This window comes from Brevundimonas sp. (assembly GCF_035626975.1).
Classification (GTDB): Bacteria; Pseudomonadota; Alphaproteobacteria; order Caulobacterales; family Caulobacteraceae; genus Brevundimonas.
Window position 1 is genome coordinate 39960 of the sequence record NZ_DASPMQ010000035.1, and the last position, 25304, is coordinate 65263.

The window sequence follows — 25304 nt, forward strand, 5'->3', positions numbered from 1 at the left end:
CGTCAGGCGTCGCCGGACCACATGTTGTTGGACTTGAGGAACGCCTCGTGATCGGGGAGGCCCTCGACCGTCCGGGCGAAGACGTCGGAGATGTTGCGCAGCCCCGCCGCGGCCCGCTCCGGATCCTGATAGGCGTAGAGCGGGTTGAACATCCGGGGCTTGATCCCCTGGCCGTACATCACCGCCAGCCACGAGCCCTGGCTGAAATATTCGTCCGCGCCGACCTGATAGAGCAGGGCGCGTTCGCGGAAGGCCTCGACCCGTTCGGCCAGGCTGTCGGGGATCGGCATGGCCGCGACCTGCCGCCAGAACGGCGTGTCGTCCCTCTGGGACGCGTGATAGTGCAGGATGACGAAGTCGCGGATCAGCTCGACCTCGCGCCCGAGCCGCCGATTGTAGGCCGCGATGTTGACGGGGCTGAACGACCGGTCCGGGAAATGCTGCAGCAGCCGGACGAGGCCGGCCTGAACCAGGTGGATGCTGGTCGACTCGAGCGGCTCGATGAAGCCGCTGGACAGGCCAAGGCTGACGACGTTGCGGTCCCAGTAGGTCTTGCGCCGCCCGGTGACGAACCGCAGCGTACGCGGCTCGGCCAGGGGTTCGCCGTCCAGATTGGCCAGCAGGGTCTCGCGGGCCGCGTCGTCGCCCAGGTGGTCGGAGCTGTAGACGTAGCCGTTGCCGGTCCGGTGCTGCAGGGCGATGCGCCACTGCCAGCCCGCCTCCCGCGCGGTGGACAGGGTGTAGGACGTGGCCGGGCCGACCTTGGCGCAGGGCGCGGCGACGGCGCGGTCGACGGGCAGCCAGTGCGACCAGTCCTCATAGCCGGCCTTCAGCGCCCCCTCGATCAGCAGGCCGCGGAAGCCGGTGCAGTCGATGTAGAGGTCGGCCGACAGACTGCGGCCGCCCTCCAGGGTGATGCTGTCGACGAAGCCGTCTTCCGGGCGCTGGACGACCTCGACGACCTTGCCCTCGACCCGCTGGACGCCGCGGCCCTCGCAGACCTTGCGCAGGTATCTCGCGTAGAGGGTGGCGTCGAAATGGAAGGCGGTGAACAGGCCGTTGCGCGGCGAGCGGGGATCGGCGTCCCTGACCCCGACCTTGCCGGCGTCGGCAGCCCGCGAGCAGATCGAATAGTCGCCGAGCGGCCCGACCCGCCCCTTTGACTGGAGCGCGAAGAAGGTCTGCTGGAAATCCCCCAGCGTCGGCCCGGGACCGAAGGTGCCGAACGGATGGGTGTAGCGGTTGCCGATGTGGCCCCAGTCCTGGAAGACGATGGCCACCTTCAGCGTGGCCTTGGTCTCGCGCATGAACTCCGCTTCGTCGAGACCGATCATGATGTTGAAGTCGCGGATCGGCGGCACGGTGGCCTCGCCGACGCCAACCGCGCCAATCTCTTCGGATTCGACCAGGGTGACCGTGGCGTGCGGGCCAAGGGTCCGCTGCAGCGCCGCCGCCGCCATCCATCCCGCCGTTCCGCCGCCGACGACGAGGATGCTGCGGATCGGCTCGGCCATCAGGCCAGTTCCCGGTCCGTCGGTCGGCCCGCCTTCTCGAGAATGGCGGCGCACAGGGCGAACAGGCAGGCCAGGGTGGCGGTACGCAATGGATAGTCCACGGCGGAGTGGGCCAGCATGACCAGCAGGGCGATGCTGGCGGCGCGCTGCTGATCGCGCTCGCGCGAAGGCCCGGCGCGCCACGCGCTCCACAGGCGACGGCCGTACCAGATCAGCAAGGCGACGATCAGGAGGGCGCCCGGCCATCCGGCCTCAAGCCAGGTCTCGAGATATTCGTTGTGGGCGTGATTGAAGAAGGTCGGGTCCAGCTGCTCCAGCGGTTCGACCGATCGGAACACGGCGTCGAAGCTGCCGATGCCGGATCCCAGCGGCAGGTATGTCTCGGCCGCCCCGGCCACGATCGGCCAGCCCTCGAAGCGGCCCTCGGGCGCGGACTGGACGTCGAACCGGGCCAGGATGGGGGGCAGGGCGAACAGGGCCACGGCGCCGACGGCGGCGGCGACGCCCCCGGCCAGTCCGATCAACGCCGGCCCGGGGCGACCCCGTCCGGCGGCCACCCACGCAGCCAGCAGGCTGGCGATGGCGGTCGGGCCGAACAGTATGACGCCGGCGCGCGAGCGGATGGCGGCCAGTCCGATCACCACCAGGCCCATGAACAGGGCGCCGAACCACAGCGCCAGACGGCGGTCGTCGGTCCGGTGTCGCAGGGTGGCCGCGCCGAGGACGGCGGCGAAGGGCAGGCAGGCCAGCAGCAAGGTGGCCAGGTGGTTGCGGTTGGCGAAGAAGCCGGTGACCGAGCCCGCGCTGGTGGTCTCCCACGGATAGAGGCGCTCGCCGCCGCTCGCCAGTTGGGCCGCGCCAAGCAGCACGCCGACGACGGCCGCGACAAGGTAGACGCCGACAAGACGGCTGGTCAGCGTATGCGAGGCCGACAACACCAGCAGGAAAACGGCGGCGGGGGGAATCAGGGCGAGGGCCGACCCCCAGGTCAGGTCCGGCGTGAGGCTCAGCGGGGCCCAGCCGGGCTGCAGGCCCGCCAGCTCCAGCGCCAGGACCAGTTCATCCCGCCCCGGCAGACCCGTCCAGACGGCGGGAGGGAGAGGAACCAGCTGGATCAGCGGAATGGCCGCGGCGCCGGCCAGCAGGCCCAGCGCGAACCTGTGCTCACGCCACAGGCCGGAGCGGATCAGACGGCTCCCGGCGATCACGAGGAGGGGCAAGGCGGCCAGTTCGACGAGCGCCAGCCGCAGCGTGTGCTCGCGGCTGGCGCCGCCCAGAACAACAGAAAGGGCCAGCAGGATGATCGCCACGATCGCGGCGGCATCCCACTGGCCCTTCGAAACCTTGCTTGGCACGCGTTACGTCAGCGCAATGGCGGGCGCGTCGCGAACCAGGTCGGCTTAATCGCTTTCCGAGTCGTCTTCGTTCAGCACGATGATCGTGGCGATGATCACCGCGGTGCCGATCAGGACGACCGGAAGCGGGATGCCCGAGAATTCCGACGAAGCGTCGGCGCGAGCGCCCACGCGGTCGCCAACGCGAGCGACGGCGGAATCGTTGGCGGCGGCGGCTTGGCCAGCCACGAGCAGCAGGCCCGCCGTGACAGCGGCGATGGTCTTACGCATGCTTTAATCCCCTTCTAAACAGGTCTTTGGTACGGGCTGGCCCGCGACGTATCGACAATGGGTATAGGCGGCGAAGGTTTCAAAAGCAATACGATTCAACGAAAACGTGGTTCGGAAACCGTACAGTCGGCCTCAATCGTTCGGTGAACCAAGCTCAGTTATGGCGACGTGATCGATCCAGGCGATGGTCGGCATGCGCCGGTCGCCGCCGCGGCTTTCAATTCTCAGCCATTGGCCCGGACAGGCCGCCGGGACTGTGAACTCAGTGGACACCGGTGTCCAGACCGCGGCCGAACGCGCCACGGCCGGGGCGGACAGGACGCGCAGATCGCCCGGCGAACAGGTGAGGGACCAGACCAGACGCTCTCCCGGTTCGCCGGCCTCGGCCCGCGCCTCCGCCGTGAGCCGGTAGCGGCCGGGCGTGAGAAATAACAACTGTTCCGCGAACAGCACGGTGGAGTAGCCGTCGTAATCGATGCGCAGCGCCGGATCGGACGGGCGGATGTCGTCAGGCACGATCTCGACGACCGCTCCGGCCTCCTGGCCCAACCGCCACTGGAAGGGCTGGGGCGCCGCCGCGTCGCCGAAGTCGCCGTTCGAAACAGCGGAGACGGGCGGCCGGTTCAGGCGCGCGCGGATCGTACGGACGGCCTCGACCTGGCCCTTCTCGAGCAGGTGCAGGTAGACCTGGGCCAGTTCCTGATTGGTCAGGGGCGCCTTGCCGCGCTGGAGCAGGACCGCGAGATTGGCCGCGACCTGCAGCCCCTCGACCGTGCCGTAGAGGCTGTCGAAGTAGGCCTGGCGCCAGGGCGGACGGGCGTCGACCAGCCGGGCGATTTCCGGAAGGGCGCGCGCCCCGTCCTGGGTCGCCGCGACCGTGAACAGGCGGAAGACCTCGGGCCGGATATCCTCGCGCCGGCGCACGAGGGTGTCGGCGTGGGCGAAGGCCGAGGCGTAATCGCCCCGCTTCAGCCGATGCTCGACCAGCCACGCATGGGCCGGATCGTCACGCAGGCTCCAGTTGCCCGCGAGGGTCAGGATGTCGTCGGCGGCTGAGTCCCGTCCCGCGCGGGCCTCGCTCAGGCCAACGACACGCAGGGCGCGGACATTGAACGGCGCCCGCGACAGGGCCTCGCGGGCGAGGGCGGCGGCATTGTCGTAGCGCCGGGCGTTGTTGGTCTTCTGGCCAGCGGCGAACTCCGCCTCGGCGGCCCGGCGCAGGACCATGGGCGAGCCGGGGGCGGCGCGGATCGCGATCTCGGGCGGCGCGCGCTGCAGCACCGGCTGGAGCAGGATCTGCCAGCCCAGCCATACGGCTCCCACGGTCAGGGCATAGGGGGCGTAGGCCGCGAACCGGCCCGGCTCGCGCGCGACGGGGACGGCGGACGCGTCCACCTGATCCCTCAAGCCTTCTTGTCCTTCCTGGCCCGGGGCTCGCCTTCCGCGCCGTAGGCGTAGTCGTAGGCGTAGTCATAGCCGCCATACGAGGTGGTCTTGGCGTTGAATTTGGTCAGGACCGCGCCGAGCAGGCGGGCATGGCCGACCTTCAGCCGCCGCAGGGCGCCGCGCGCCTGGCCGCGGCGGGTGCCGCGCGATTCCAGCACGAACAGGACGCCTCCGACGCTCGCGGCCAGCAACGGGGAATCCGCGAAGCCGAGCACGGGCGGGCCGTCGACGATGACATGGTCGAAGCTGTTGCGCGCGTCGGCGAGGAATTGGCGCAGCCGGTCGCTGCCCCACAGTTCGGCCGGGTTCGGCGGCAGGGGACCGCACGGGATGAAGAACAGATTGTCCTGACGGGTGCGCTGGACGACGCTCTGCAGATCCGACGAGCCCGACAGCAGATTGCTCATGCCGCGCTCGTTCTCGACCCCGACCACGCGGTGCATGGACGGATTGCGCAGGTCGCCGTCGATCAGCAGGACCCGCTTGCCGATCCGCGCCAGATTGAGCGCGACGGCGTAGGCGGTGGTCGACTTGCCCTCGGCCGGCCGGGCGCTGGAGACCAGCAGGCTGGCGGGCGCGCCGTCGGGCGTGGAGAACTGCAGGGCCGTCCGGAGCGAATAGTAGGCTTCGGAGAATCCGGATCGGATGTCGGCCAGGGCCGCCGCCGTCGTCTGGCCCTTGTCGAGCAACGGGACGACGCCCAGGACCGGCACGCCCAGCTTCTTCTCGACGTCGTCCGGGGTGGCGATGGTCTCGTCGAGCGCTTCCAGCACCAGGGCGGCGACCACCCCCAGGCCCAGACCGAACAGGGCGGCGAGAGCCAGGTTGATCATCATGTTGGGCTTGGACGGGCTCTCCGGCGGACGGGCGCTGTCGACGATGGAGATATTGTTGGCCGTGACGTCGCCGGTGACCGCGATCTCCTTGTAGCGCTGCAGCAGGCTCTCATAGAGGGTCCGCGTGGTGTCGAGCTCGCGCTGCAGGATGTTGTACTGGATCGACCGGTCGCGCAGGTCGAGGACGTCGCCCTTCAGCCCGTTGACCTGGGCCTGCAGCGATCGCTCCTGGTTGGCGGCGATGACGTACTGGCTCTGGATCGAGCTGCGGATGTTGCTGGCCAGCGACTGGATCTGACCGTCGATCTCGGTGATCTGGGCGCGCAGGCGGACCATTTCAGGATAGTCTTCCTGGTAAACGCTCAGCTTCTGCTGGAATTCGGAATCCAGCTGGGCCCGCTGCTCGCTCAGGCGCTGGATTGACGGGTTCTGAAGCACCTCGGGCAGGGTCATCAACTGCGTCGTGCGCGCCGACCGCCATTTCTCCTCGGCGGCGACGCGGGCCGCGCGGGCCGTGGCCAGCGCGCTGTTCAGGGCCACGAGATTGTTCGAGGCCAGCGACTGGGTGGCGCCGCCATCCGTGTCGCCCTCATCGGAGGTCCCGCCGACGTTGATGATCTGCTGATTGGCGGCGTAGGCGACCAACTGGCGCTCGGCGTCCTCAAGCCGGCCCTTGGTCTGGGCGATGCGTTCCTCGAGGAAGGCGCGGGCGTAGGACGAGCTCTCGTATTTTCGGTCCAGGTTGGCCTGAATGAAATTCTCGGCGAACCCGTTGGCGACGCGCGCGGCGACAACCGGATCCGGGTTGTTGAAGCTGACGGCGACGAGGCGGGAACCGCGAATGGGCGTGACGCCCAGCCCGCCCTGGACCACGCTGAGGGCGATGGCGCGCCGGCGCTCGGCCTGGGCGGCGGCGCTGCCCGTGCGGGCCGGGGGCTCGACGCCCAGCGCGGCCAGGGCCTGATCGGAGCTGGCGAGGCCGAGGCTTTCGACGACGCGCTCGGCCAGCGAGCGGCTGCGCAACAGGCCATACTGGGTCTGGAAGAATTCCTCGCTGTCGCCCATGCTCTCGCGTGGCGTTACGTCCTCGGAGGTGACGACGCGCGCCGCCTCCCGATCGATCTGCAGCGTGGCCGTGGCCGTATAGATCGGCGTCATCAGCAGGGTCATGGCGGCGCCGACGGCGAGCGCGCCGAGGAAACAGCCGAGGATCAGGATCCGGTGCTTGAGAGCCATCCGCCAGTAGACGGCGAGATCGAACGCCGGCGCTTCCTGCGGTTCGTCGGCCCAGGCTCCGGCCTGATTGTCATCGAACACGGCATCGCCGAATCCGCCGGCCGCGCGGCCGGCGCGCGGATTACGATCGTCGGCGGAGGAGGGATCGCCCAGCATCATTAAGTCGCTCACACGTTAGCGGCCCGGGCCGCCGGTCACGGTAGGTTCGAGGCTGATATCGCAAAGCCTCGGCGGGCGCACACGAATTCCACCCGGCAAGGGTGGTCCGTCTGCGCTGTTTCTTGTCGGCGGGGGGCGTCCGGAGGTCAAGCCGGGCATCACTCGAGCGGCGGCGCCTGGTGATCGCCGTCGTTCATGGCGGCGCGCGTCCGCGGCGAGGGTTCAGTCCAGTTTCGATCCCAGACGACTTCGCTGTATAGGCCTGCGGCGCGCGCGGTGAAGGGCGATGGTTCACGGTCGCGACGGCCCGCAAGCCGTGTCCGGTCCAGTCGATCGGTGCTGCGCATCGTCATCGTCCCTTCCCTCCCTTGAGACGTTAACCCAGTTCCATGAGACGCGCGAATCACCCCGCCGGCCCCGGTCCAGAGTCGCGAAACGGGCGTGGCCTTCGACTGTTCCGTACGGCAACGCTGGCGTGGGCGGCGACGGTCGCCTGGCTGGCCTTTCGTCCTTCCACGGGGCTTGAAGGCGGGCTTCCGTGGGACAAGGCCAACCATGCCGTGGCCTTCCTCTTGCTGACCGCCCTGGCGGGCCGGGGGTGGCCAGGCCTGTCCCGGACGGCGCTGGTCCTGATCATGCTGGCGGCCGGCGTGGGCATCGAACTGGTGCAGGGCCTGCCGCAGATCGGGCGGGACGCGGATGTCTGGGACGTCGTGGCCGACGCAGCGGGGATCGCCGCCGGATTGGCCGTGCTGAAGCAGCTGGGTCGACGGCCCCGTCCGTTCAGGGAATGAGGGCGCGCCCGGCGGCCTTACGGGCGGCGATGTCCTCAAGCACGGGCTGCAGGGCCCGGCGGCGGGTCGAAGTGCCCTCGTAGACGCCTCCCAGATTGACTTGAGGAGTGCGCATCAACGGATCGCTGTCCCCCAGTCGATTGAGGAACTCAACCGCTTGAGCGGGATCGTAGGCTGCCCGCGCCACGAGGTAGGCGGCCATTCGATCGGCGTCGGCCTCGGCGCTCAGCGACAGCCCCCGGCGCATGGATATCGCCCAATTGGAGGCGCCTTTGACCCCGATGACGTCCGGCTGGGTCCGATGTTCGAGCACGGCGTGAGCCAGTTCGTGGCCGAGGGCAAAGGCCAATTCGTCCTCGCTCTGCGCCAGCTTCACCATGCCTTGGGTGACCCAGACGAGACGTCCATCGAACCCGCTGCGAGGCGAGATCCGGAGGTCGACCTGGGTGACGTAGGCGCAGGCCAGAACCGGGTGTATGTCGACGCTCCGTTCCGCGCCGCCGCGGCGGACGGTCAGCCGCGTCGCGCCCCGCGCGACGGCTCCATCCAGAACCGTGATGTTGGCCTGAAGACCCTCATAGGACTCGGCTTGGCCGACCGTGCCAAGGGACAGTGGATAGCCGTTTACGGCGACGATCAGGTCACCGGGCGCGAGGCCGGCGCGGGCCGCAGGGCTGTCATCCGGAGCGGCAAGCACGCCGGGAAGATCCCCGGCAAGGCCAAAGCGGCGCTCGGCGATCGGGCGCAGTTCGGTTCCGTACTGGGTAGCCGACTGCAGGGTCCAGCCGGCTCGCCGACGGCTAACGGGGCAAAGGTCGGCGTTGGCGCGGGCGAGGCGCCAGGCGACGGCCGCGACGCGGACGTCCACTGCGGTCAGGTCGCTGAGCCTCGCCTCCGGACTATCGTCCGTCTCGGCCGGGGGGAGAGTAGCATCAGGCTTGGCATGGCTGCCGCAGCCGCCCGCGACCAGCGCCAGCGCCAGCGCCAGCGCTCCGGCCGCGAGGAGGCGTGCGGTCGCCCGCATGGGATCAGAACGGACGGAAGATCGACAGGGCGGGCAGTGCGCCAACGATTTCCCGCATGGCCGAACTCATCCGCGAGGTATCGACAACGATGACATCATCGCCCAGCACCCTCGGATCCTCGGCGCGGCCCTGACGGATGGCGGCCAGGTCGAACAGGGCGACCGAACGCTGGCCGTCGATGGTGCGGAACACGGCGACCTTGGTCAGGTCGGCTACCCGGCTGGGTCCCTCGGCCATGGCCACGGCCTGCAGCAGGGAGGTGGTGCCCCGCATGGTGTAGACGCCGGGCTTGGTCACGGCGCCGTCGACGGTGATCTTCTGGCTCGCGGCCTCGGTCACGGTGACGGTGACCTGCGGATTGCGCAGATATTGGGTGCTGAGCCGCTCGGCGACGGCCGTGGACAGTTCGCCCGACGTCAGGCCGGCGGCTCGCACGGCGCCGATCAGCGGCATCTGGATATTGCCTGAGGTGTCGACCGTCAGGCTGTCGAACGACAGGTCCGGCACCTGGAAGACCCGCAGGCTGAGCTTGTCGCCGACCCCGATCTGATACTCGGTCTGGGGCGCCGCGGAGACCTGGGCGGCCGTCTGCAGGTCGACAGGCTGGGCCGCGGTCATCTGGCTGACGTCCATTCTCGTCCCCCCGCAGGCGGCGAGAAGGGTGGCCGAGGCGATAAGGACCAGCGAAAGGGCTCGCATCATGGGCGACAATACCTTGAAACTCAGGCGGCCTTGAACAGCCGTTTGAAGAAGCCGGGCCGTGAAGCCTGGGGTGGAGCGCCGACCGCGGCCGGAACCGAGGCGGGCAGAGCGTTTTCGAGCACGGCGAGGGGTCGGGTCAACACCATGTCGTCCGCCGCCTGCTCGCCCAGCCTGCGGGCGACCGCCTCGACGGCCTCCGACAGGACCGGCGACCGGCTGCGAAGGTTGTGGGCGTCGGTGGCCAGAATGTGGACGATCCCTTCGTCCAGCATGCGTTCGGCCCAGTACTGGGTGCGCTTGCCGAAACGACCGGTGACGGAGCCTGCGGTGATCTGCATCCAGGCGCCGGCCCCGGCCAGTTGCACCATCAGCTCATAGTGATCCTCGATCCAGCGCAGGCGCTCGGGGTGTGTGATCAACGGATGGAAGCCGGCCGCCATGCAGTCGAACACGGCCTCGGCCATGCGCGGCGGCGCCGTTGTGTGGGGCGGTTCGAACAGGAAATACCGGGTGTCGGCCAGCGTCAGCTTCGAGCCGTCGCGCAGGCCCGACGCCAGACCCGGCACCAGATGCACGTCTGCGCCGGTGACGAGACGCAGCGGGATGTCGGCCTCGTCGAGCTCGGCCTGCAGGGCGACCACCGCCGCGCGCACGCCCTGGGACGTGTTGTCGTAATAGCCGGGCATCATGTGCGGGGTGCAGGCGGTGACGGTAATGCCGTCGGCGACGGCCATCCGCGCCATCTCAAGCGAGGTGTCCAGGTCCGGCGCCCCGTCGTCTATGCCGGGCAGGATATGGCAGTGCAGATCGATCACGTCAGTCTCGCATCCGGAGCCGTGTCTAAAGGACAGGGCCGCCGGTGAACAGGGGATGAAGCCCGGCCCCCCGGCCGGTGATGTTGAACGCGAACCGTGACGGTTCGTTCAAATGATCAGGCCAGACCGACCGGCGCGTCGAGGATCAGGCCGGCCCGGGCCGCCTGGCAGACCTCATCGAAGGCTCCGGCGATGTGATAAAGCGAACTGGCCGGGGCCGGCTCGTCGATGAAGCTTCCATCGGCCTGAAGCCTGTCCCGCCAGGTTCCATTGGGGTTGAGGTAGCGGTTCAGGCCGCGCATGGCCCTGGCCGCGTCGGTCAGCCGCTCCTGTCGTTCCGCCCCCTCCGCCAGCGCGGCCATGGCCAGGGCCGCGCGCAGCCATTCCGTCTGGGGCCAGAGGCGGGCGCCGTCGCTCCGTACCTTCAGCGCGTCGTCCAGTTGATCCACGGCGACGCCGCGGCGCGGATCAATCCCGCGCAGGCCATGACCGTAGAGGCGTCTGGCGGCGGCCATGGCCCGGTCATCGCTCCGGGCGAGCGCGTGGCGCGAGAGCAGCCAGCTCCATTCGAACTGATGCCCCGGTTCGACCAGGCGGCCGTCCTCGCCGGGCGCGGGCCGCCAGCCGTCGTCGAAGAATTCGCGCAGGAAGCCGCCCTCGCCATCGATAAGGCGGGTCAGGGCGAGATCGGCGATGGCGTCGGCGACGCCATTCCAGCGATTGTCCACGCTGCGCGCGGCCCAGGCCTGGGCGGCCTCGAACAGGTGCATGTTGGCGTTGGCCTGGAAAGGATGGTCGCCGGCCTCGCGCCAGCCGCCGGCAGGAAGGCGATCGGCCTCGAGCCGGTCCAGCAGGGTCCGGGCGTGGGCCTCGCATCGTTCGGGTCGGACGCCGGCCGCATGCGCCGTCGCCATCGCCAGCAGGGCGAAGGCCTGCTCGTACAGCACGGCGGTGTCGTCCAGCACGGTTCCGTCCGGATTCAGCGCGTTGCGGATCGCGCCGTCGGGCCGGACGTAGCCGTCCAGGAACCGGTCCAGGCCCGCCTCGGCCCGCTCCCGCCATGGTCCGCGCCAACCCAGGGCTCCGGCGCGGCACAGGACGAAAATCTGTCGGCTCTGCACCCGGGCCCGGCGACGGGTCTCCCGGGGGCGGCCGTCCAGCGTCAGCGCCTCGACGAAGACGCCCCCGGCATGGACGCCCAGGGTGGTCCACAGCGGCAGGGCCGCGGTTCGCATCCAGTCGCCGAAGCGGGCGAAGGGGGTGGGCTCCCGGCGGTCGGGAATGTCGGCGTGGCCGGGCGCCTCGAGCTTGATGCGGTCGACAATCGTCTTGACCTGCTGGGCGCGGTCGAGGGCGCAGACCAGAACGGCGTCGGGCTCCACGATCACCGCGATATTCGATACGCCGAGGGTGGCCACGACCACGCCCTCTGGCGCCCGGACCAGGGTGTTGTGGCTGTCGACGCCGACGTGGACCCCGGCCTGACCTTCGCCGGTGGCCATGACCGAATCCCAGGCGCCGACGTCCGACCAGGCGAAGTCGACCGGCAGAACCGAGGTCCGGTCGCTCTTCTCCATGACCGCGTAGTCGATCGAAATCTTCGGGGCCGCCAGGAAGGCGTCGCCCAGCCGCATGGCCGGTGCGGTCTCGCCTCCTGGGGGAAGCGAGGCGCGGGCGCATTCGCCGATGGACGGCGCGTGGACCGCCAGTTCGTCCATGAGGGCCCGTGCGGCGACAATGAAGTTGCCGCTGTTCCACAAAAAGCCTTCGGCGACATAGCGAGCGGCGGTCTCGGCGTCGGGCTTTTCGACGAACCGGCTGACCGGGGCCAGACCGGGGCCGGCGGGACAGATGTAGCCATAGGCGGATGACGGGGAGGTCGGCTTGACGCCGAGGGTGACGATACGGCCGGTCGCCGCCTCGGCCGCCGCCACCCGGACCGCATCGCGGAAGGCCCCGGCGTCGGGAATATGGTGGTCGGACGCCACGATCGCGGCCACCCCGTTCGGGTCGCGGACCTCGATGAATGCCGCCGCCGCCGCCATGGCCGGCCCCGAGTCGCGGGCCTCCGGCTCAAGCAGGACCACGGCTTCGGCGCCGATCGCGGCCAGTTGGGCCGCCACCGCATCGGCGTGGCTCGCCCCGGCCACCACGATGACCCGCCCGTCGGCGGCCAGCGGCGCGACCCTGAGGACGGTGCTCTGGAACAGGGAGTGTTCGCCGGCCAGGGCGAGGAACTGTTTGGGCCGTCCGGGACGGGAGGCGGGCCACAGGCGCGATCCGGCCCCGCCGCACATGATCACCGGATAGATCGTCATCGTTCCCCCGCGGCCGCTCGGTCAGCGTGTGTTCTAGCCGCTTGGAAGGCCGGCGTCTCGCCTCCGCGCCGCGCCGGAAGCTGGTTACCGGTTTCTTTAGCCGGGCGCGCACTGAAGAAATCGCGCTTTCTGGTTGGGTTGTCGCCCGCACGTATACTTTTATCGACCGGCGTTACCCTTGTAAGATGCAATCAGGTGACAGCTTGACCGGAACGAGCTAAGACGCCGGAACTTTTTCGGCTTTCGGCGATTGGAGGCCGTTCGGGAATGTCGCGGGGGGGACCCGCGGCGGATTCTGTCCGATCGGCATTGAAGTGAAGGGGCCGTCTGTTTTCGTCACCCTACTGTGATGGCGCGTCATTATACTATGACGTGCCGGATCGGGGACGACATCAGCGGCGGGACTGACTTGGGTATTGCAAACGCGCTGACTATCCGTGGGCTGAAGGTGACGGCGCGCGCGGGCATCCGCGTCGCAGCGGTGATCGGCGCCTATCTGCTGGTGTCCGGCGGCGGCGTGACCCTTGGCGCCATGCTGCGGGCGGCCGAGGCGGCCTGGCCCCACGCGCTCGCCTTCGCCGTGCTCGGACTGGCGCTGGATCTGGCCTTCCGCACCGACCGGGCGCTGTGGCGCTATGTGTCGATCGTCGACATCGGGCCGATCGTCCGGAATTCGGTGCTGTCGGCGTTCATTTTCCTGGCCTTCAACTTCTTCCTCGAACGTGGCGCCTCGCTGCCCCGTACGGCTCTGCTCATCTTGCCGGTGCTGGATGTCGTCATGACCCTGGCGCTGGTGCTGGTGCGGCGGATCGCTCACGACAAGGCGGCCTTGCGCAGTCTGGTCCCCCTCCTCGGCAAACAGGACGACCGGACGCCGTTGATCCTGGCCGGGCGCATGGACCGGGCCGACAGCTTCCTGCGCGAACTGTCCCGCGGCGACGACGACTACCGCCCGGTGGGCATCGTCACGGATGCGGCCGGCGCGGCGGCGCGGGAACTGCGCGGCGTCAAGGTCCTGGCGGGCGTCCGACCCGCCGCCGACATGTTGGCCGATTTCGCCGGCCACGGGACCGAGCCGGCCATCGTCTTCCTGGACGATTCCATCACGCCCGCGGATTTTGGCGTCGAGCGCCTCGGCCAGATGCGGACCGGCGGCGTCAAGCTGCTGCGCACCCCCAGCCTCGTGGAAGTCGGCGGGACCGGCGACGACCGGGCCATGCGCGAGTTCAAGCTCGAGGAGCTGCTGGCCCGACCGCCCGTGCGCCTGGACGATGGTCCCCTCCGGGCCCTGGTCGCGGGACGGCGGGTGCTGGTCACCGGCGCCGGCGGATCGATCGGCTCGGAAATCTGTCGGCAGGTCGCCAGCCTGGGCTGTGGCCATCTGGCCATGCTCGACAACTCCGAGTTCGGCCTGTTCAAGATCGACCAGGAAATCGGCGACCGCTGGCCGACGTTGTCGCGTCACGAGTATCTGCATGACGTCCGCAACAAGGCCCTGCTGAACGAGTGCTTCGACGAGGTGCGGCCCGACGTGGTCTTCCACGCCGCCGCCCTGAAGCATGTGCCGCTGATGGAGCGCCATCCCTGCGAGAGCGTGCTGACCAATGTCGTCGGCACCTGGAACGTCGCCGAAGCCGCCAACGTCGCCGGGGTGAAGCACATGGTCTTCATCTCGACCGACAAGGCTGTCGATCCGCCGAACGTGATGGGCGCGACCAAGCGGCTGGCCGAGGCGGTCGTGCGCGCCCAGCAGACCAGCGTGGGCGACACCCGCTTCAGCGTCGTGCGCTTTGGCAATGTGTTGGGCTCGGCCGGATCGGTGGTGCCCACCTTCCGCGCCCAGATCGAGCGCGGCGGTCCGGTGACGGTCACCCATCCCGACATTGAACGCTACTTCATGACCATCCCGGAGGCGGTGCAGCTGGTGCTGCACGCCACGGCCCACTCGGCGCGCCAGCCGGACGGCCCGCTGGGCGTCTTCGTGCTCGACATGGGCAAGCCGGTGAAGATCATGGATCTGGCGCGCCAGCTGATCGAATTGTCCGGCAAGACGCCGGGCCGCGACATCGAGATCGAGGTCACCGGCCTGCGCCCTGGCGAGAAGCTGTTCGAGGAACTGGTCGATTCCACCGAGGTCTCGGAGATGTGCGGCCAGAGCCTGATGTGCGTCACGGACCGCATCCAGGGCGTTCGGATGACCGAGCACACCGTCCAGAAACTGGAACGGGCCGCCCGCTCGGGCGACAGCGCGGCGACGAGGACGCTGATCTTCGACACGCTCGCCCAGGTCCGGGCCGTTCCGTCGGAGGAAAAGTCGGGCGCGATCCTGCCGATGCGGCGCGCCTGACGTCAGCCGCATCGCCTAGTGCGATATGTCCTTGGCGCGGACCACCTTGCCGATGGTCATCCAGATCGTCTTCAGGTCCATGCCGAAGCCCTGCTTCTGCAGGTATTCGACGTCCAGCTTGACCTTGTCCGGGATGGGCAGTTCGTCGCGGCCGTTGACCTGGGCCCAGCCGGTGAGGCCGGGGCGCAGGCGATGGACCCCGTTCTCGGTGCGCAGGGCGATCAGGTCGTCCTGGTTGAACAGCGCCGGCCGCGGTCCGACGATCGACATGTCGCCGACAAGGATGCTCCACAGCTGCGGCAGTTCATCGAGACTGCTCTTTCTCAGAAAGCCGCCGATCGGCGTCAGCCAGGCGGTGGTGTCGCTCAGCAGATGGGTGGCGACCGCCGGGGTCTCGATCCGCATCGAGCGGAATTTCGGCATCCGGAACACGACGTTGTCGCGCCCCACCCGATCGGACCAGTAGATCGCCGGTCCCTTCGACGTAAGCCGGACGGCGATGGCCACGGCCAGCATCGGCAGGGCGAAGACGATCAGAGCCGTCAGCGCCATGATGAAGTCGAATGCGCGCTTCATCGGGTTCAGCGGCCCTTGAAGACGCCGCGCATGGCGTCGACGACCCGGGCGATCTCCGCAGGGGTCATGTTGGATCCGGACGGCATGCACAGTCCCTGATCGAAGATGCGGTCGGACACCGGTTCATTGCCATGCGCGAAGTGGCGGCAGTGGGCGAAGACCGGCTGCAGGTGCATCGGCTTCCACACCGGCCGCGCCTCGATCATCTCCTCGGACAGGCGGCGGATGACGTCCGAGGCCGTGAGGCCGGTAACCTCGGGATCGACGGTCAGGGCCGACAGCCAGCGGTTGGAATAACTCCAGTCCGGCTCCGGCTGCCATTCCAGCCCCTCGATGTCCGATAGCCCGTCGCGGTAAGTCTCGTAGACGGCGCGGCGGGCCTCGACCCGCTGATCGAGGACCTGCAACTGGCCCCGTCCGACCCCGGCCAGGATGTTGGACATACGATAGTTGAAACCGATCTGGCTGTGCTGATAGTGCGGGGCCGGATCTCGGGCCTGGGTCGCCAGGAAGCGGGCCTGTTTGATCAGGTCCTCGTCGTCCGACACCAGCATGCCGCCGCCCGAGGTGGTGATGATCTTGTTGCCGTTGAACGAGTACACCCCCATGCGGCCGAACACGCCCGAGGGCTTGCCCTTGTAGCGCGCGCCCAGGCTCTCGGCCGCATCCTCGATGACGGGCACGCCATGGCGGCCGCAGATGGCGTTCAGCGCGTCCATGTCAGCGCTCTGGCCGTAAAGGTTGACCACGATCACGGCCTTGGGCAGCCAGCCTTCGGCCGTCGCCGCGTCGAAGGCGCGCTCCAGCGCCTGCGGCGACATGTTCCAGCTGCCCGGCTCGCTGTCGATGAACACCGGCTCGCCGCCTTCATAGACGATCGGATTGGCCGAGGCCGCGAAGGTCAGGGTCGAGCAGAACACCCTGTCCCCGGGCTTCACGCCGAGGATGCGCACCGCCAGATGGATGGCGGCGGTCCCCGACGAGACGGCGGCGGCGTGGCCGGCCCCGACGAGGTCGGCGATCTCGCGCTCGAAGGCGTCGACATTGGGCCCCAGCGGCGCGATCCAGTTGGTGCGGAAGGCCTCCTCGACATAGTGCAGCTCGGCCTCGCCCATGTGCGGCGTGGACAGCAGGATGGGCGCGCCGATGTCGCGGCGAGCCAGCACCCGCACGACCCGGCCGGCTCCGTCAATCAGCGGCAGATGGTTGATCTCGTGCCGATCCATCAGGGCCAGCGCGGCCTTGCGGCTGACCTCTTCGGGCGCGGTGACCGACTCGAGCGGCGGCAGGCTTTCCAGGGTGTCGCCCATCTCGGCGCCGGCCAGCAGCAGACGGCGCAGGTCGCCGTCGGTAACGGTGCGCATGAGCCGCCCGGCGTCGTCCAGCAGCAGCAGCATCTGCATGCCCGAGGCATTGATGATCGCCATGGCGTCGCGGATGGTGCTGTCAGCCTTGGCGCTGAAGGCCTCGATATTGGTCATTCAAAAACTCTCGGGGCGGCGGGCACGCCGGTCCAGGTCTGGTTGGAGGCGACGTCGCGGGTCACGACCGCGCCTGCGCCGATGGTCACGCCATCGCCGATCGACAGGCCCGGCAGCACCACGGCGCCGGCGCCGATCAGGCACCTTGCGCCGACATGCACCCCGCCGCCCAGGCTGCAACCGGGGGCGAGGTGGGTGAAGTCCCCGACCTCGCAATCGTGGTCCACCACGGCGCCGTGATTGACGATGACGCCGCGTCCGATCCGCGCCGAGGGTCCGACGACGGACAGGGCGGCGACGAAGGCCCCGCTGGCGATCTCGGCGAAGCGGGAGACCCGCGCCGACGGGTGGCGCACCGCAAGGGCTCGGCCTCCCGCGGCCTCGGCCTCGCCGTGCAGGCGGGCCCGGGCCTCAATGGCGCCGATGGCGATGTGGAAGTCCTGATTGCGCAAGGCGTCGGTGATCTCCGGCGTCTCGATCCGCGCGCCCAGCAGATCGTCGCCGGCCCGCTCGGTCCGGCCGTCGCGGACGCGGATGTCGGACAGGTCCGCGCCGTTTTCCAGCAGGGCGTCCAGCACGACCTTGCAGTGGCCACCGGCCCCGATCAGGTGGATCATCTCAATACCCGTTGACCTTCATCAGCAGGGCCGCGTCCAGCGGTTCCGTCGCCAGCAGGCGGGCGATGCGTTGTCCGGCCCGCCCGTCGCCATAGACGTTCTGCAACGGAAACCGGCCGTGGGCCAGCAGCCGCGCCACGCCATCGGCGACGGCCGCCGCGGTGGCCGGGACGTCGACCAGGTTGGCGTTGCGTTCGCGCAGGTTCTGGCGTGGACCGACGTTGAGCACCGGCGTGCCGAAGCTGGCGGCCTCGATGATCCCGGCGCTGGAGTTGCCCACCATCAGATCCGCGCGGGCCATGGCGGCGATGAAGGCGGGGCGAGCCAGGTGGGTGCGGACGGTCACGTCCGGCCGGCCCTTCGCCTCCGACAGGGCGGCGCGCACCCCGTCGCTGCCCGCGTCGGCGTTCGGCATCAGGGCCAGCGCCTGCACCCCCGCGTCGGACAGGGCGGCGAGCAGGGCATGGGTGTCGTCGGCGGCGGTCGCCGCCTCCTGCAGCACCGGATGATAGACCATCAGGGCGAACGGCCGCGCCGGGTCGAGCCCGTGCAGCCGCGCCACCTCCTCCCGATCCGGAAGGGCCGCGTCTGTCAGGCCATCGAGGCCGGGGGCTCCGGTGACATGGATACGGGCCGGGTCCTCGCCCATCCGGATCAGCCGCTCGCGCGCCTCAGTGGTGGCGGTGAAATGCAGGTGGCTGAGCTTCGAGACAGCGTGGCGCACCGGCTCGTCGACGGTGCCCGACCGTTCGCCGCCATGAATATGGGCGACGGGGATGTTCAGGTGGATGCCCGCCAGCGCGCCCGCCAGCATCTCGCCCCGGTCGCCCAGCAGCAGGACGATGTCCGGCCGCTCGCTCTCCAGCGCATCGGTGAAGGCGCTCAGCATGGTTCCGATATTGCGGGCCATCGTTGCGCCGGTGGCCGGTTCCAGCGGTACGGGCACGCGGGCGGCGATCCGCAGCCCGGCGGCGGCGATCTCCTCCACCGTATTCCCGTAGACCGGCGACAGATGCATGCCTGTGGCGATCACCGACAAATCCAGCTCCAGATGGTCGCGGATCAGCTGGAGCGTCGAGCGCATCAGGCCGAAGTCGGCCCGGGTGCCGCTGATGTAGCAAACCCGCCGCATGCTCAGGGCATCGCCTCGCCGGACAGGATGTCCCAGCTCAGCGGCTGGCCCGCCTCGACGTCCGCCTGCAGGGCGCGGCCCGGCAAGGTGTGGAAGAAGCGCGGCGCGATGCCACTGGCCGGGCGCAGCAGGATCAGGTCGCCCTCGGTCAGCACATGGCCGGCGGGCAAGGCGCGCCGGGCCATCACCGATCGCCGCGCGACCGCGCGCACGGGGATTTCCGCGGCCGTCGGCGCCTTGACCGACGATCCGAGCGCCGCCTCGACGTCGCGGATCTGGCGCACCAGGGCGGTCAGTTCGGGCACGGTCAGGGACGCGCGATGGTCCGGGCCGGGCAGGGTGGGATCGAGGGTGAAATGCTTCTCGATCACCGTGGCGCCGAGGGCCACGGCGGCGGTCGACACGGCGAGGCCCAGGGTGTGGTCCGAATAGCCGACGGGCAGGCCGGTGACGTCGCCGATCGTGCGCATGGCGCGCAGGTTCACGTCGGACGGCGCGGCCGGATAGTTGGACGTGCAGTGCAGGATGGTGACGACCTGGTCCAGCGGCGCCGCCAGACCATGCTTCGCCCGGGTCTCGCCGATGACCGTCACCGCGTCGGTGATCTCTTCCATCGTCGCCATGCCGGTCGAGACGATCATCGGCCGGTCCAGCGCCGCCAGATGGCGCAGGAAGGGGTGGTTGACGATCTCGCCCGAGGGAACCTTGATCCGCTTCATCCCGCCGGCGACGAGGAAGTCGGCGGCCTCCTCGTCGAAGGGCGTCGACATGAACTCCACCCCGACCTCGGCGCAGCGCGCGATCAGCCGGTGGTGCAGGGCCTCCGACATTTCCAGCGCCTTCAGCATCTCGTGCTGATTGCCCTCGCCGGTTTCCCGCTTCTGGTAGTCGGCCTTTTCGGCCCCCGGCGCGGCCAGCTTGTCGGCCGAGAAGGTCTGGAACTTGACCGCGTCGGCGCCCGCCGCCTTCGCCGCGTCGACCATGGCCAACGCCCGTTCGGCGTCGCCGTTATGGTTCACGCCCGCCTCGGCGATGATAAAGACGCTCAAACCGACCTCCGACGCGCTGTCGTTCTGTTTCCTAGACCATCCACCGGGGCTCAGGTAGCCGCAGTCACTCCCGGCGGCGCCCAGTTCAGCGTCCGCCGGGTGTGGTCGATGTCGACCTCGAGATCGCCGAACAGCTGCGCGGCCATCGCGCCCTTGCCCGCCAGCTTCAGCAACAGGGCGAGCAGGGACGGCGGAACCGGCAACAGGCGGATCGAACGGCCACGCGCCGCCGCCATCCGCTCCAGCAGCGTCCGGGTCGAGATCGGCTCGCCGTCGCTGACCAGGAAGGTCTCGCCGGCCGCGGCCGGATGATCAAGCACGGTTTCGATCAGGTCGCACAGGGCACCGCGCGAGACGAGGTCGCGGCGATTCCGCGTCACCAGTCCGAACGGCAGCGGCAGGCCCTTGCCGATGACCCGCTCCAGCGTGGCCAGATTGCCCTTGGGGTCCGGCCCGACGATCAGTGGCGGCCGGATCACAACGACTTCGAGCCCGGTCTGCGCCGCGACCGCGTGCAGCCCCTGTTCCGCCTCATGCTTCGACACCGCATAGGGCGAATGCGGATGCGGCGGATCGTCGTGCCGGAACGGCCGGCCGTTCGTCTCCGCGCCGTTGACGCCGATGCTGGAAATGAAGACGAACCGGCGTACACCGGCCGCGGCGGCCTGCCGCGCCAGCGCCAGGGTCGCGGCGGTGTTGACGGCCCGGAACTGCGCCAGCGGCTCGGCCGCCGTCTCCCGCAGCACATGGGCGCGGGCGGCGCAGTGGACGACGGCTTCGACGCCCGTGAGCGCCGCCGACCAATCGGTCGCCTCGGACAACTCCCCGACCGCGGCCGTCTCGACGCCGGCGGGCCAGCCGCCACACTCGCTGCGAACGCCGGCGCGGATCTTGCGGCCCCCGGCGGAGAGGTGATCGACCACCGCCCGGCCGAGGAAGCCGGTCGCGCCCGTGACGAGGATGCGTTCAGCCGGCACTCGCGCCCTCCGCCGGCCGGGGCAGGACCAGCCTGCCGCGGCGGATTTCCAGGTCGATGAACCGCCGGGCGCCTTCGACGCTGAAATGGTTGTCATCGAAGTACATCGACGCGCCGCCGATCAGGGATGCGCACCGGCCGTCGGCGCAGACCAGGTCAGCCGGGTCGATCACGTCGACGCCGGGCATCTGGTCCAGCCGGTCGAGCACCGGGCGGATGTAGGCGTTCCGCTCACGGTGGAACTGCAGGGTCACCCCGGTCACCCGGCGGGCGTCGGTCGGGTCGCCCTTGAATGTATAGCGCTCCACATGGGTCGGCAGATCGGGGATGGGGGCCATGATGTGCACCCGTTTTCCGGACGCGGTCAGTCGCTCGACGATGCGTGTCAGGCTCTCGGCGTAACGGGCCCGCGCCTCGTCGGGGGGAATGTCGGTCAGGAAGTTGGGTCTGGCGGTCGGCAGGTGCGGGTAAGACTTCGTCTGGTCCCCGAACAGATAGAAGCTGTGCCGGAAGACGAGGACGACATCGGTGATGCGCCGGTCCTGCTCGAGCCAGGCGACGGATTCCCGGGTCCACCGGCTGCAGCCCGGATTGTCCGACTCGAAGGTCAGGGCGGCCTGGCAGCCGCTGAACGTCAGATGCAGCACGCCCTGTCCCGCAGGCCGGAGCCGCTCGGCCAGGGCGTAGGCGACCTCCACCCCGTGACTGTCGCCGAACACCGCCCAGCGGACATCGTCCGCTACGAAATACCGGCAGGCCTGGTCCGGCCCCCGGGCGTCAACGCCCTCGACGTGACAGTCGTCCCGGCGGGGGCTCGGCGCCCCGGTCGCGGCCACGGCGAGCGTTTCAGGGCTGAACCGGCCCGGGAACCCTTCACGCAGATGGGTCGCCAGACCGACGGCGACCAGCAGGGCCGAGCCGACGAAGAAGCCGGCGTATACCTGCCCGCGCGTGAAACGCCGCCGGTCCCGGAACGGGGCCTCAACGAACTTCAGCGACAGCCAGGCGAGAAGGAAGGTCAGCGCGATCAGCGCCGAATAGGCGGGCCAGCCGGCCTCCGTCAGACCCTGCATCCGCGACAGGGCGTAGAGCGGCTGATGCCAGAGATAGGCGCTGTACGACATCAGGCCGACGAGGACGAAGCCCCGGCTGGCCAGGACGCCGCCGATCGGCGTATCCGGACGCGACATCAGGATCAGCAGGGCCGTGCCGAGGACCGGCGGTATGGCGCTGACGCCGGGGAACAGCGTCGTGCTGTCGTAGACGAAGATCGGCGCGACGATCATCACCAGGGCCGCCAACTCGATAACCGGCGTGGCGAAACGGATGCGCGCCACGGCTGCGCGCCAGCTCCGCTCGTGCAGGGCGATGAAGACGCCAAACATCAGCTCCCAGGCCCGCATAGGCGTCATGAAGAAGGTCAGCATCTGGTCGCGTGGGGCGAACACCAGGCACAGGACCAGCGACGCCAGCAGGACCGCGGCCATCAGCGCGTTGAGCAGCTTCGGCCGCCCCCATGCCGCGATCAGCGCCAGGAAGGGGAAGAAGACATAGTACTGTTCCTCGACCGACAGGCTCCACATGTGGGTCAGCGGGAACAGCTCGGCGTCGCCGCCGAAATAGCCGCTCTTCATCCAGAAGAAGACATTGGACGCGAAGACCGTGGTGGCCACCAGGCTCTGGCCGTAGGTCTGCATGTGCTGCGGCGGCAGGATGAACCAGGCGGCGGCCGTCGTCGCGACGAGCACGACGAACAGGGCAGGGAAAATCCGCCGGATCCGCCGTTCGTAAAAGCCGAGGAAGGTGAACCGCCGTTCCCCGACCTCGCGCAGGATGATGGAAGAGATCAGATAGCCGCTGATCACGAAGAAGACGTCGACGCCGACGTAGCCCCCGGTGGCCACACCCAGATTGGTGTGGAACAGGATGACGGCGACCACGGCGATGGCCCGAAGGCCGTCGATCTCCGGCCTGTACTGGCTGCCCCCCGGCTTCGGCATCAGGCGGATCGGCCCCCGGCCCGTGCAGGCCGGTTGACGGGCGCCCGCAGGCGAAGCCGGGCCGTCATGAAGGCCGCCACCATCCAGAGATGGATGACAAACCCGTTCGAGAAGCCGATCGGCGTATTAATCAGGCTGAAGACGATTCCGAGGATGACGAACGGCCCGAACAACAGCCAGCGGGGGTCCTTGCCGCCCCTGATCTCCCCATAGACCTTCCCGGCCAGCCATCCCCAGATCAGGCAGGGGATCAGGCCGAAGAATTTGAAATCGACATACAGGGACCCGAAGGCCGACGGCAGGAAGCCGTAGGTGTTCATGTCCAGCAGGACGGCGAAGCCGTCGGCGATGAACTCGCCCTTGACCCGCCGGATCAGCGCCGAGATGAGATCGACCCCGTAGGCGCCCAGCATCATCGGCCCGTCGTAGTCGGTGAAGATGATGTTCGACATCACCAGGCCCTGGACCACATACCAGGCGAAGATGAACACCAGATAGGTCCCGTCGGAGCCGAGCAGGGTATAGTAGAGACCGGACATCCGGCCGTTGAAGCTGACGCCCCAGCCCAGTTCGGCCACCCCGAACATCGCCTCCACGCCGCCGACCACGTCGGCGCGGGCGAAGAAGACCTGGACGAAATAGACCGCGGCGAGGACCCCGACCAGAAAGATGCCGGCCTTGCTGGCGGGACCGAGGCGGAAGGCCCGCGCCCGACCACGAACCACCGGGCGGGCCACGCGGTCCTGCCGAAGCTCGGGGAACACCCTCTTGCGGAGCAGATAGCCGAAGATCAGCATCAGGAAGGCGTAGAACAGCGGCGCCCGTCCACCCATGGCCAGCGACGTCAGCACCACCGGCAGCAGTCCGAACGCGCCCACGCGCCAGAGCACCGGCTTCAGACGGAAGCCGATCTCGCGGATCAGGTAGACGTACCCCGCCGGATAGGTGAGGAAGGCGATCTGGAACCAGATCGTGCTCTCGGACTGGCTCCCGGCCAGGAGCGCGCCGGCCCGGTCGGATCGCGCCTGGTAGGCCTCGGCCAGGTCGAGGACATTGCTGCCCTGGATGTCCATGATCGACGCGAGGCTGGCGATTATCGCGGCGGCTATCAGGATCTGGTCCGTCAGCCTGAAGTCGATCCCGACGCCAGGCCGGAGCGGCTGCTGGGGCTGCGGTCTCGACGCCGACAGCGCACCGACGCAAAACGTTGCGATGAACATCGCCATGACGAGGAAACCGTAGAGCGTCAGGACCCGCCCCTCGAGCCGGAACGGCAGGATGAGGAACAGGGCGATGCACACGATCCAGACGAGCAGCATCAGGGCGGCGGGGTGAAACTTCATGCCGGTTCCCCGATGCGCGACGAGGCGCCGAAAACTGAACTCATCCGATCACGCAGGTGATGACCCGGCGTTCGCCGTCCTCGACCATGCCGCCCCGGTGAATCCCCTTGGTGTCGAACAGGACGATCGAGCCGCGGCCGGCGGTGACGGCCCACAGCCCCTGGCCGATCTCCCGACCCAGCGGCGAGTCGGGGGTCAGGTCGTTACCGAACGACCCTTTCTGCCGAAGCTTGCGGGGCAGGGCGGCGAAGCGCGCCCGCGCCTTCGCGTCGGTGCCGGCCAGACCGTTGGAGTCGTTGGCCTCGCAGATCAGGTCGTCGAGACGGTTGATTTTCATCCGGTTGGATCCGACCACATAGCTGAACGGACCGGTCCGCGGGTCGACATCGGTCATGTAGATGATGGCCTTCAGATCGCCGCCCGAGGCGTCGCGGTGGCAATAGGCGGTCGGCGGCAGGGTTTTCAGTTCGGCGTCCGGGAAAATGTCGCGCCAGAAGGTGTCGGTGGTGTCGTTGATCTGCGGATTGACGTCGATCAGCGCCGCCTTGCGCCCCAGATAGGCGGAGGCGACATCGAAAATCCCGGCTTCCCTCAATGTGGTTTCGATCGCGTCGAACAGCTCGCGCTGTTCCGCCCGGCTGGCCTGGCCGCGCGACTCCTCGAACTGACGCTTGCCGTTGGAACGGCCCCGTCGGGCGGCAAGCCGGTCGAACTCGGGCCGGGCCGCCTCCTCGAGCACGGCGAAGCGGTCGCGGGGCATGGTGACGACGTGGATGCCGTGCCCGGCCATCTTGCCGGCGTCGGCCTCGGCGGCGGACAGTTTGCGGCTGCGGGCGTCGCCGCTGACGAGGTTCCGCAGCGCCGCTCCCACGAAGCGCAGCCGCCCCGCCGCCGATCTGTCGGCGCGAATATCGTAGGGAATGAACTCGTATTTGATGGCTCGCTTGACCAGCAGTTTGGCCATGCTGACGGCGAAGATCAGGCCCGCCTCCAGCCGCGTGGCCAGCGGGGCCCGGTTGATCAGCTCGCGATAGGCGTCGTGGCGCTCGTACTCGACCAGGGCCGGAGTCCAGCCGATATCCGACACAGGCTTGACGCCCGGTTCCGGTTCGACGGTCAGGTAGCCGGAGGCGGCCATGGCGCGGATCCTCATTCCGGGTCCGACCCCGACGCGGCGGTCATCGGGGCCATCCCGGCGGCCCCGATCCGCGCGGCGAAATCGACTGTTCACTAGCCAAATCGGGCCTGAAAGGTCAAGCAATCCGGCGGGCGGGCCATGCTTCCGGATCGGACCGGTCAGGGCGGGGAGCGCC

At 69.1% G+C, this 25304-nt stretch carries 21 protein-coding genes; 2 read left to right on the plus strand and 19 right to left on the minus strand.

All coding sequences use genetic code 11. The features are described 5' to 3' along the window. Window positions 1–2: 2 nt before the first annotated feature. The 6 genes from VEB62_RS08800 to VEB62_RS08825 all read right to left on the minus strand — a co-directional run bounded on the left by VEB62_RS08800 (window position 3) and on the right by VEB62_RS08825 (window position 7169). Window positions 3–1514: a tryptophan halogenase family protein gene (locus VEB62_RS08800; protein ID WP_324798172.1), complete on the minus strand. Its 1512-nt coding sequence runs from the start codon at window positions 1512–1514 to the stop codon at window positions 3–5. Continuing rightward, window positions 1514–2869 (minus strand): O-antigen ligase family protein, encoded by a 1356-nt coding sequence (locus VEB62_RS08805; RefSeq protein WP_324798175.1) that lies wholly within the window; start codon window positions 2867–2869, stop codon window positions 1514–1516. The genes VEB62_RS08800 and VEB62_RS08805 overlap by 1 nt, the downstream gene beginning before the upstream one ends. 45 nt (window positions 2870–2914) lie before the next feature. Further along, window positions 2915–3139 carry a hypothetical protein gene (locus VEB62_RS08810; RefSeq protein WP_324798178.1) on the minus strand — a complete coding sequence of 75 codons (225 nt, stop codon included), beginning with the start codon at window positions 3137–3139 and terminating at the stop codon, window positions 2915–2917. Window positions 3140–3271: 132 nt separating this feature from the next. Beyond that, a complete protein-coding gene (locus tag VEB62_RS08815; protein ID WP_324798180.1) occupies window positions 3272–4546 on the minus strand; it encodes a tetratricopeptide repeat protein in 1275 nt (424 codons plus the stop codon). Next, window positions 4543–6828, minus strand: coding sequence for a GumC family protein (locus VEB62_RS08820; protein ID WP_324798182.1), 2286 nt, complete (start codon window positions 6826–6828; stop codon window positions 4543–4545). Before VEB62_RS08820 ends, VEB62_RS08815 begins: the two co-directional genes overlap by 4 nt. Before the next feature lie 146 nt (window positions 6829–6974). Continuing rightward, window positions 6975–7169 (minus strand): hypothetical protein, encoded by a 195-nt coding sequence (locus tag VEB62_RS08825; protein ID WP_324798185.1) that lies wholly within the window; start codon window positions 7167–7169, stop codon window positions 6975–6977. A gap of 207 nt (window positions 7170–7376) precedes the next feature. On the opposite strand from VEB62_RS08825, the gene VEB62_RS08830 reads away from it, so the two are divergent. Further along, window positions 7377–7610 carry a VanZ family protein gene (locus VEB62_RS08830; protein ID WP_324798188.1) on the plus strand — a complete coding sequence of 78 codons (234 nt, stop codon included), beginning with the start codon at window positions 7377–7379 and terminating at the stop codon, window positions 7608–7610. Here VEB62_RS08830 and VEB62_RS08835 read toward each other — a convergent pair. The 4 genes from VEB62_RS08835 to VEB62_RS08850 all read right to left on the minus strand — a co-directional run bounded on the left by VEB62_RS08835 (window position 7600) and on the right by VEB62_RS08850 (window position 12470). After that, the gene (locus VEB62_RS08835; protein ID WP_324798191.1) at window positions 7600–8634 is read right to left on the minus strand and encodes a M48 family metalloprotease; all 1035 of its coding nucleotides are present in this window, start codon (window positions 8632–8634) and stop codon (window positions 7600–7602) included. The two genes, VEB62_RS08830 and VEB62_RS08835, sit on opposite strands and share 11 nt — an antisense overlap. A gap of 4 nt (window positions 8635–8638) precedes the next feature. Then, window positions 8639–9337 (minus strand): polysaccharide biosynthesis/export family protein, encoded by a 699-nt coding sequence (locus tag VEB62_RS08840; RefSeq protein WP_324798193.1) that lies wholly within the window; start codon window positions 9335–9337, stop codon window positions 8639–8641. A gap of 20 nt (window positions 9338–9357) precedes the next feature. Next, window positions 9358–10152: a tyrosine-protein phosphatase gene (locus VEB62_RS08845; protein ID WP_324798196.1), complete on the minus strand. Its 795-nt coding sequence runs from the start codon at window positions 10150–10152 to the stop codon at window positions 9358–9360. A gap of 116 nt (window positions 10153–10268) precedes the next feature. Next, a complete protein-coding gene (locus tag VEB62_RS08850) occupies window positions 10269–12470 on the minus strand; it encodes an AGE family epimerase/isomerase (protein WP_324798197.1) in 2202 nt (733 codons plus the stop codon). Window positions 12471–12918: 448 nt separating this feature from the next. On the opposite strand from VEB62_RS08850, the gene VEB62_RS08855 reads away from it, so the two are divergent. After that, window positions 12919–14817, plus strand: a complete 1899-nt coding sequence (locus VEB62_RS08855) for a UDP-N-acetylglucosamine 4,6-dehydratase family protein (protein ID WP_324798198.1) — start codon at window positions 12919–12921, stop codon at window positions 14815–14817. A gap of 15 nt (window positions 14818–14832) precedes the next feature. On the opposite strand, the gene VEB62_RS08860 is transcribed toward VEB62_RS08855, so the two are convergent. The 9 genes from VEB62_RS08860 to VEB62_RS08900 are packed head-to-tail and all read right to left on the minus strand — an operon-like array spanning window position 14833 to window position 25129. Continuing rightward, on the minus strand, window positions 14833–15393 hold the full coding sequence (locus VEB62_RS08860; RefSeq protein ID WP_324798201.1) for a sugar transferase: 561 nt from the start codon (window positions 15391–15393) through the stop codon (window positions 14833–14835). A gap of 5 nt (window positions 15394–15398) precedes the next feature. Then, entirely contained in the window at window positions 15399–16874 is a 1476-nt protein-coding gene (locus VEB62_RS08865; RefSeq protein ID WP_324798204.1) for an aminotransferase class I/II-fold pyridoxal phosphate-dependent enzyme, read from the minus strand. Then, on the minus strand, window positions 16871–17491 hold the full coding sequence (locus VEB62_RS08870; protein ID WP_324798207.1) for an acetyltransferase: 621 nt from the start codon (window positions 17489–17491) through the stop codon (window positions 16871–16873). The genes VEB62_RS08865 and VEB62_RS08870 overlap by 4 nt, the downstream gene beginning before the upstream one ends. A 1-nt stretch (window position 17492) precedes the next feature. Then, a complete protein-coding gene (gene neuC / locus VEB62_RS08875) occupies window positions 17493–18623 on the minus strand; it encodes a UDP-N-acetylglucosamine 2-epimerase (protein WP_324798210.1) in 1131 nt (376 codons plus the stop codon). A gap of 2 nt (window positions 18624–18625) precedes the next feature. After that, window positions 18626–19672 carry an N-acetylneuraminate synthase gene (gene neuB, locus VEB62_RS08880; RefSeq protein WP_324798213.1) on the minus strand — a complete coding sequence of 349 codons (1047 nt, stop codon included), beginning with the start codon at window positions 19670–19672 and terminating at the stop codon, window positions 18626–18628. A gap of 50 nt (window positions 19673–19722) precedes the next feature. After that, on the minus strand, window positions 19723–20649 hold the full coding sequence (locus tag VEB62_RS08885) for an NAD-dependent epimerase/dehydratase family protein (RefSeq protein ID WP_324798216.1): 927 nt from the start codon (window positions 20647–20649) through the stop codon (window positions 19723–19725). Then, window positions 20639–22648 (minus strand): acyltransferase family protein, encoded by a 2010-nt coding sequence (locus VEB62_RS08890; protein ID WP_324798219.1) that lies wholly within the window; start codon window positions 22646–22648, stop codon window positions 20639–20641. Before VEB62_RS08890 ends, VEB62_RS08885 begins: the two co-directional genes overlap by 11 nt. Continuing rightward, window positions 22648–23991 carry an oligosaccharide repeat unit polymerase gene (locus tag VEB62_RS08895; protein ID WP_324798222.1) on the minus strand — a complete coding sequence of 448 codons (1344 nt, stop codon included), beginning with the start codon at window positions 23989–23991 and terminating at the stop codon, window positions 22648–22650. Before VEB62_RS08895 ends, VEB62_RS08890 begins: the two co-directional genes overlap by 1 nt. Window positions 23992–24031: 40 nt before the next feature. After that, complete coding sequence (locus VEB62_RS08900; RefSeq protein ID WP_324798225.1) at window positions 24032–25129, minus strand: hypothetical protein; 1098 nt, start codon at window positions 25127–25129, stop codon at window positions 24032–24034. Between the last annotated feature and the right edge of the window lie 175 nt (window positions 25130–25304).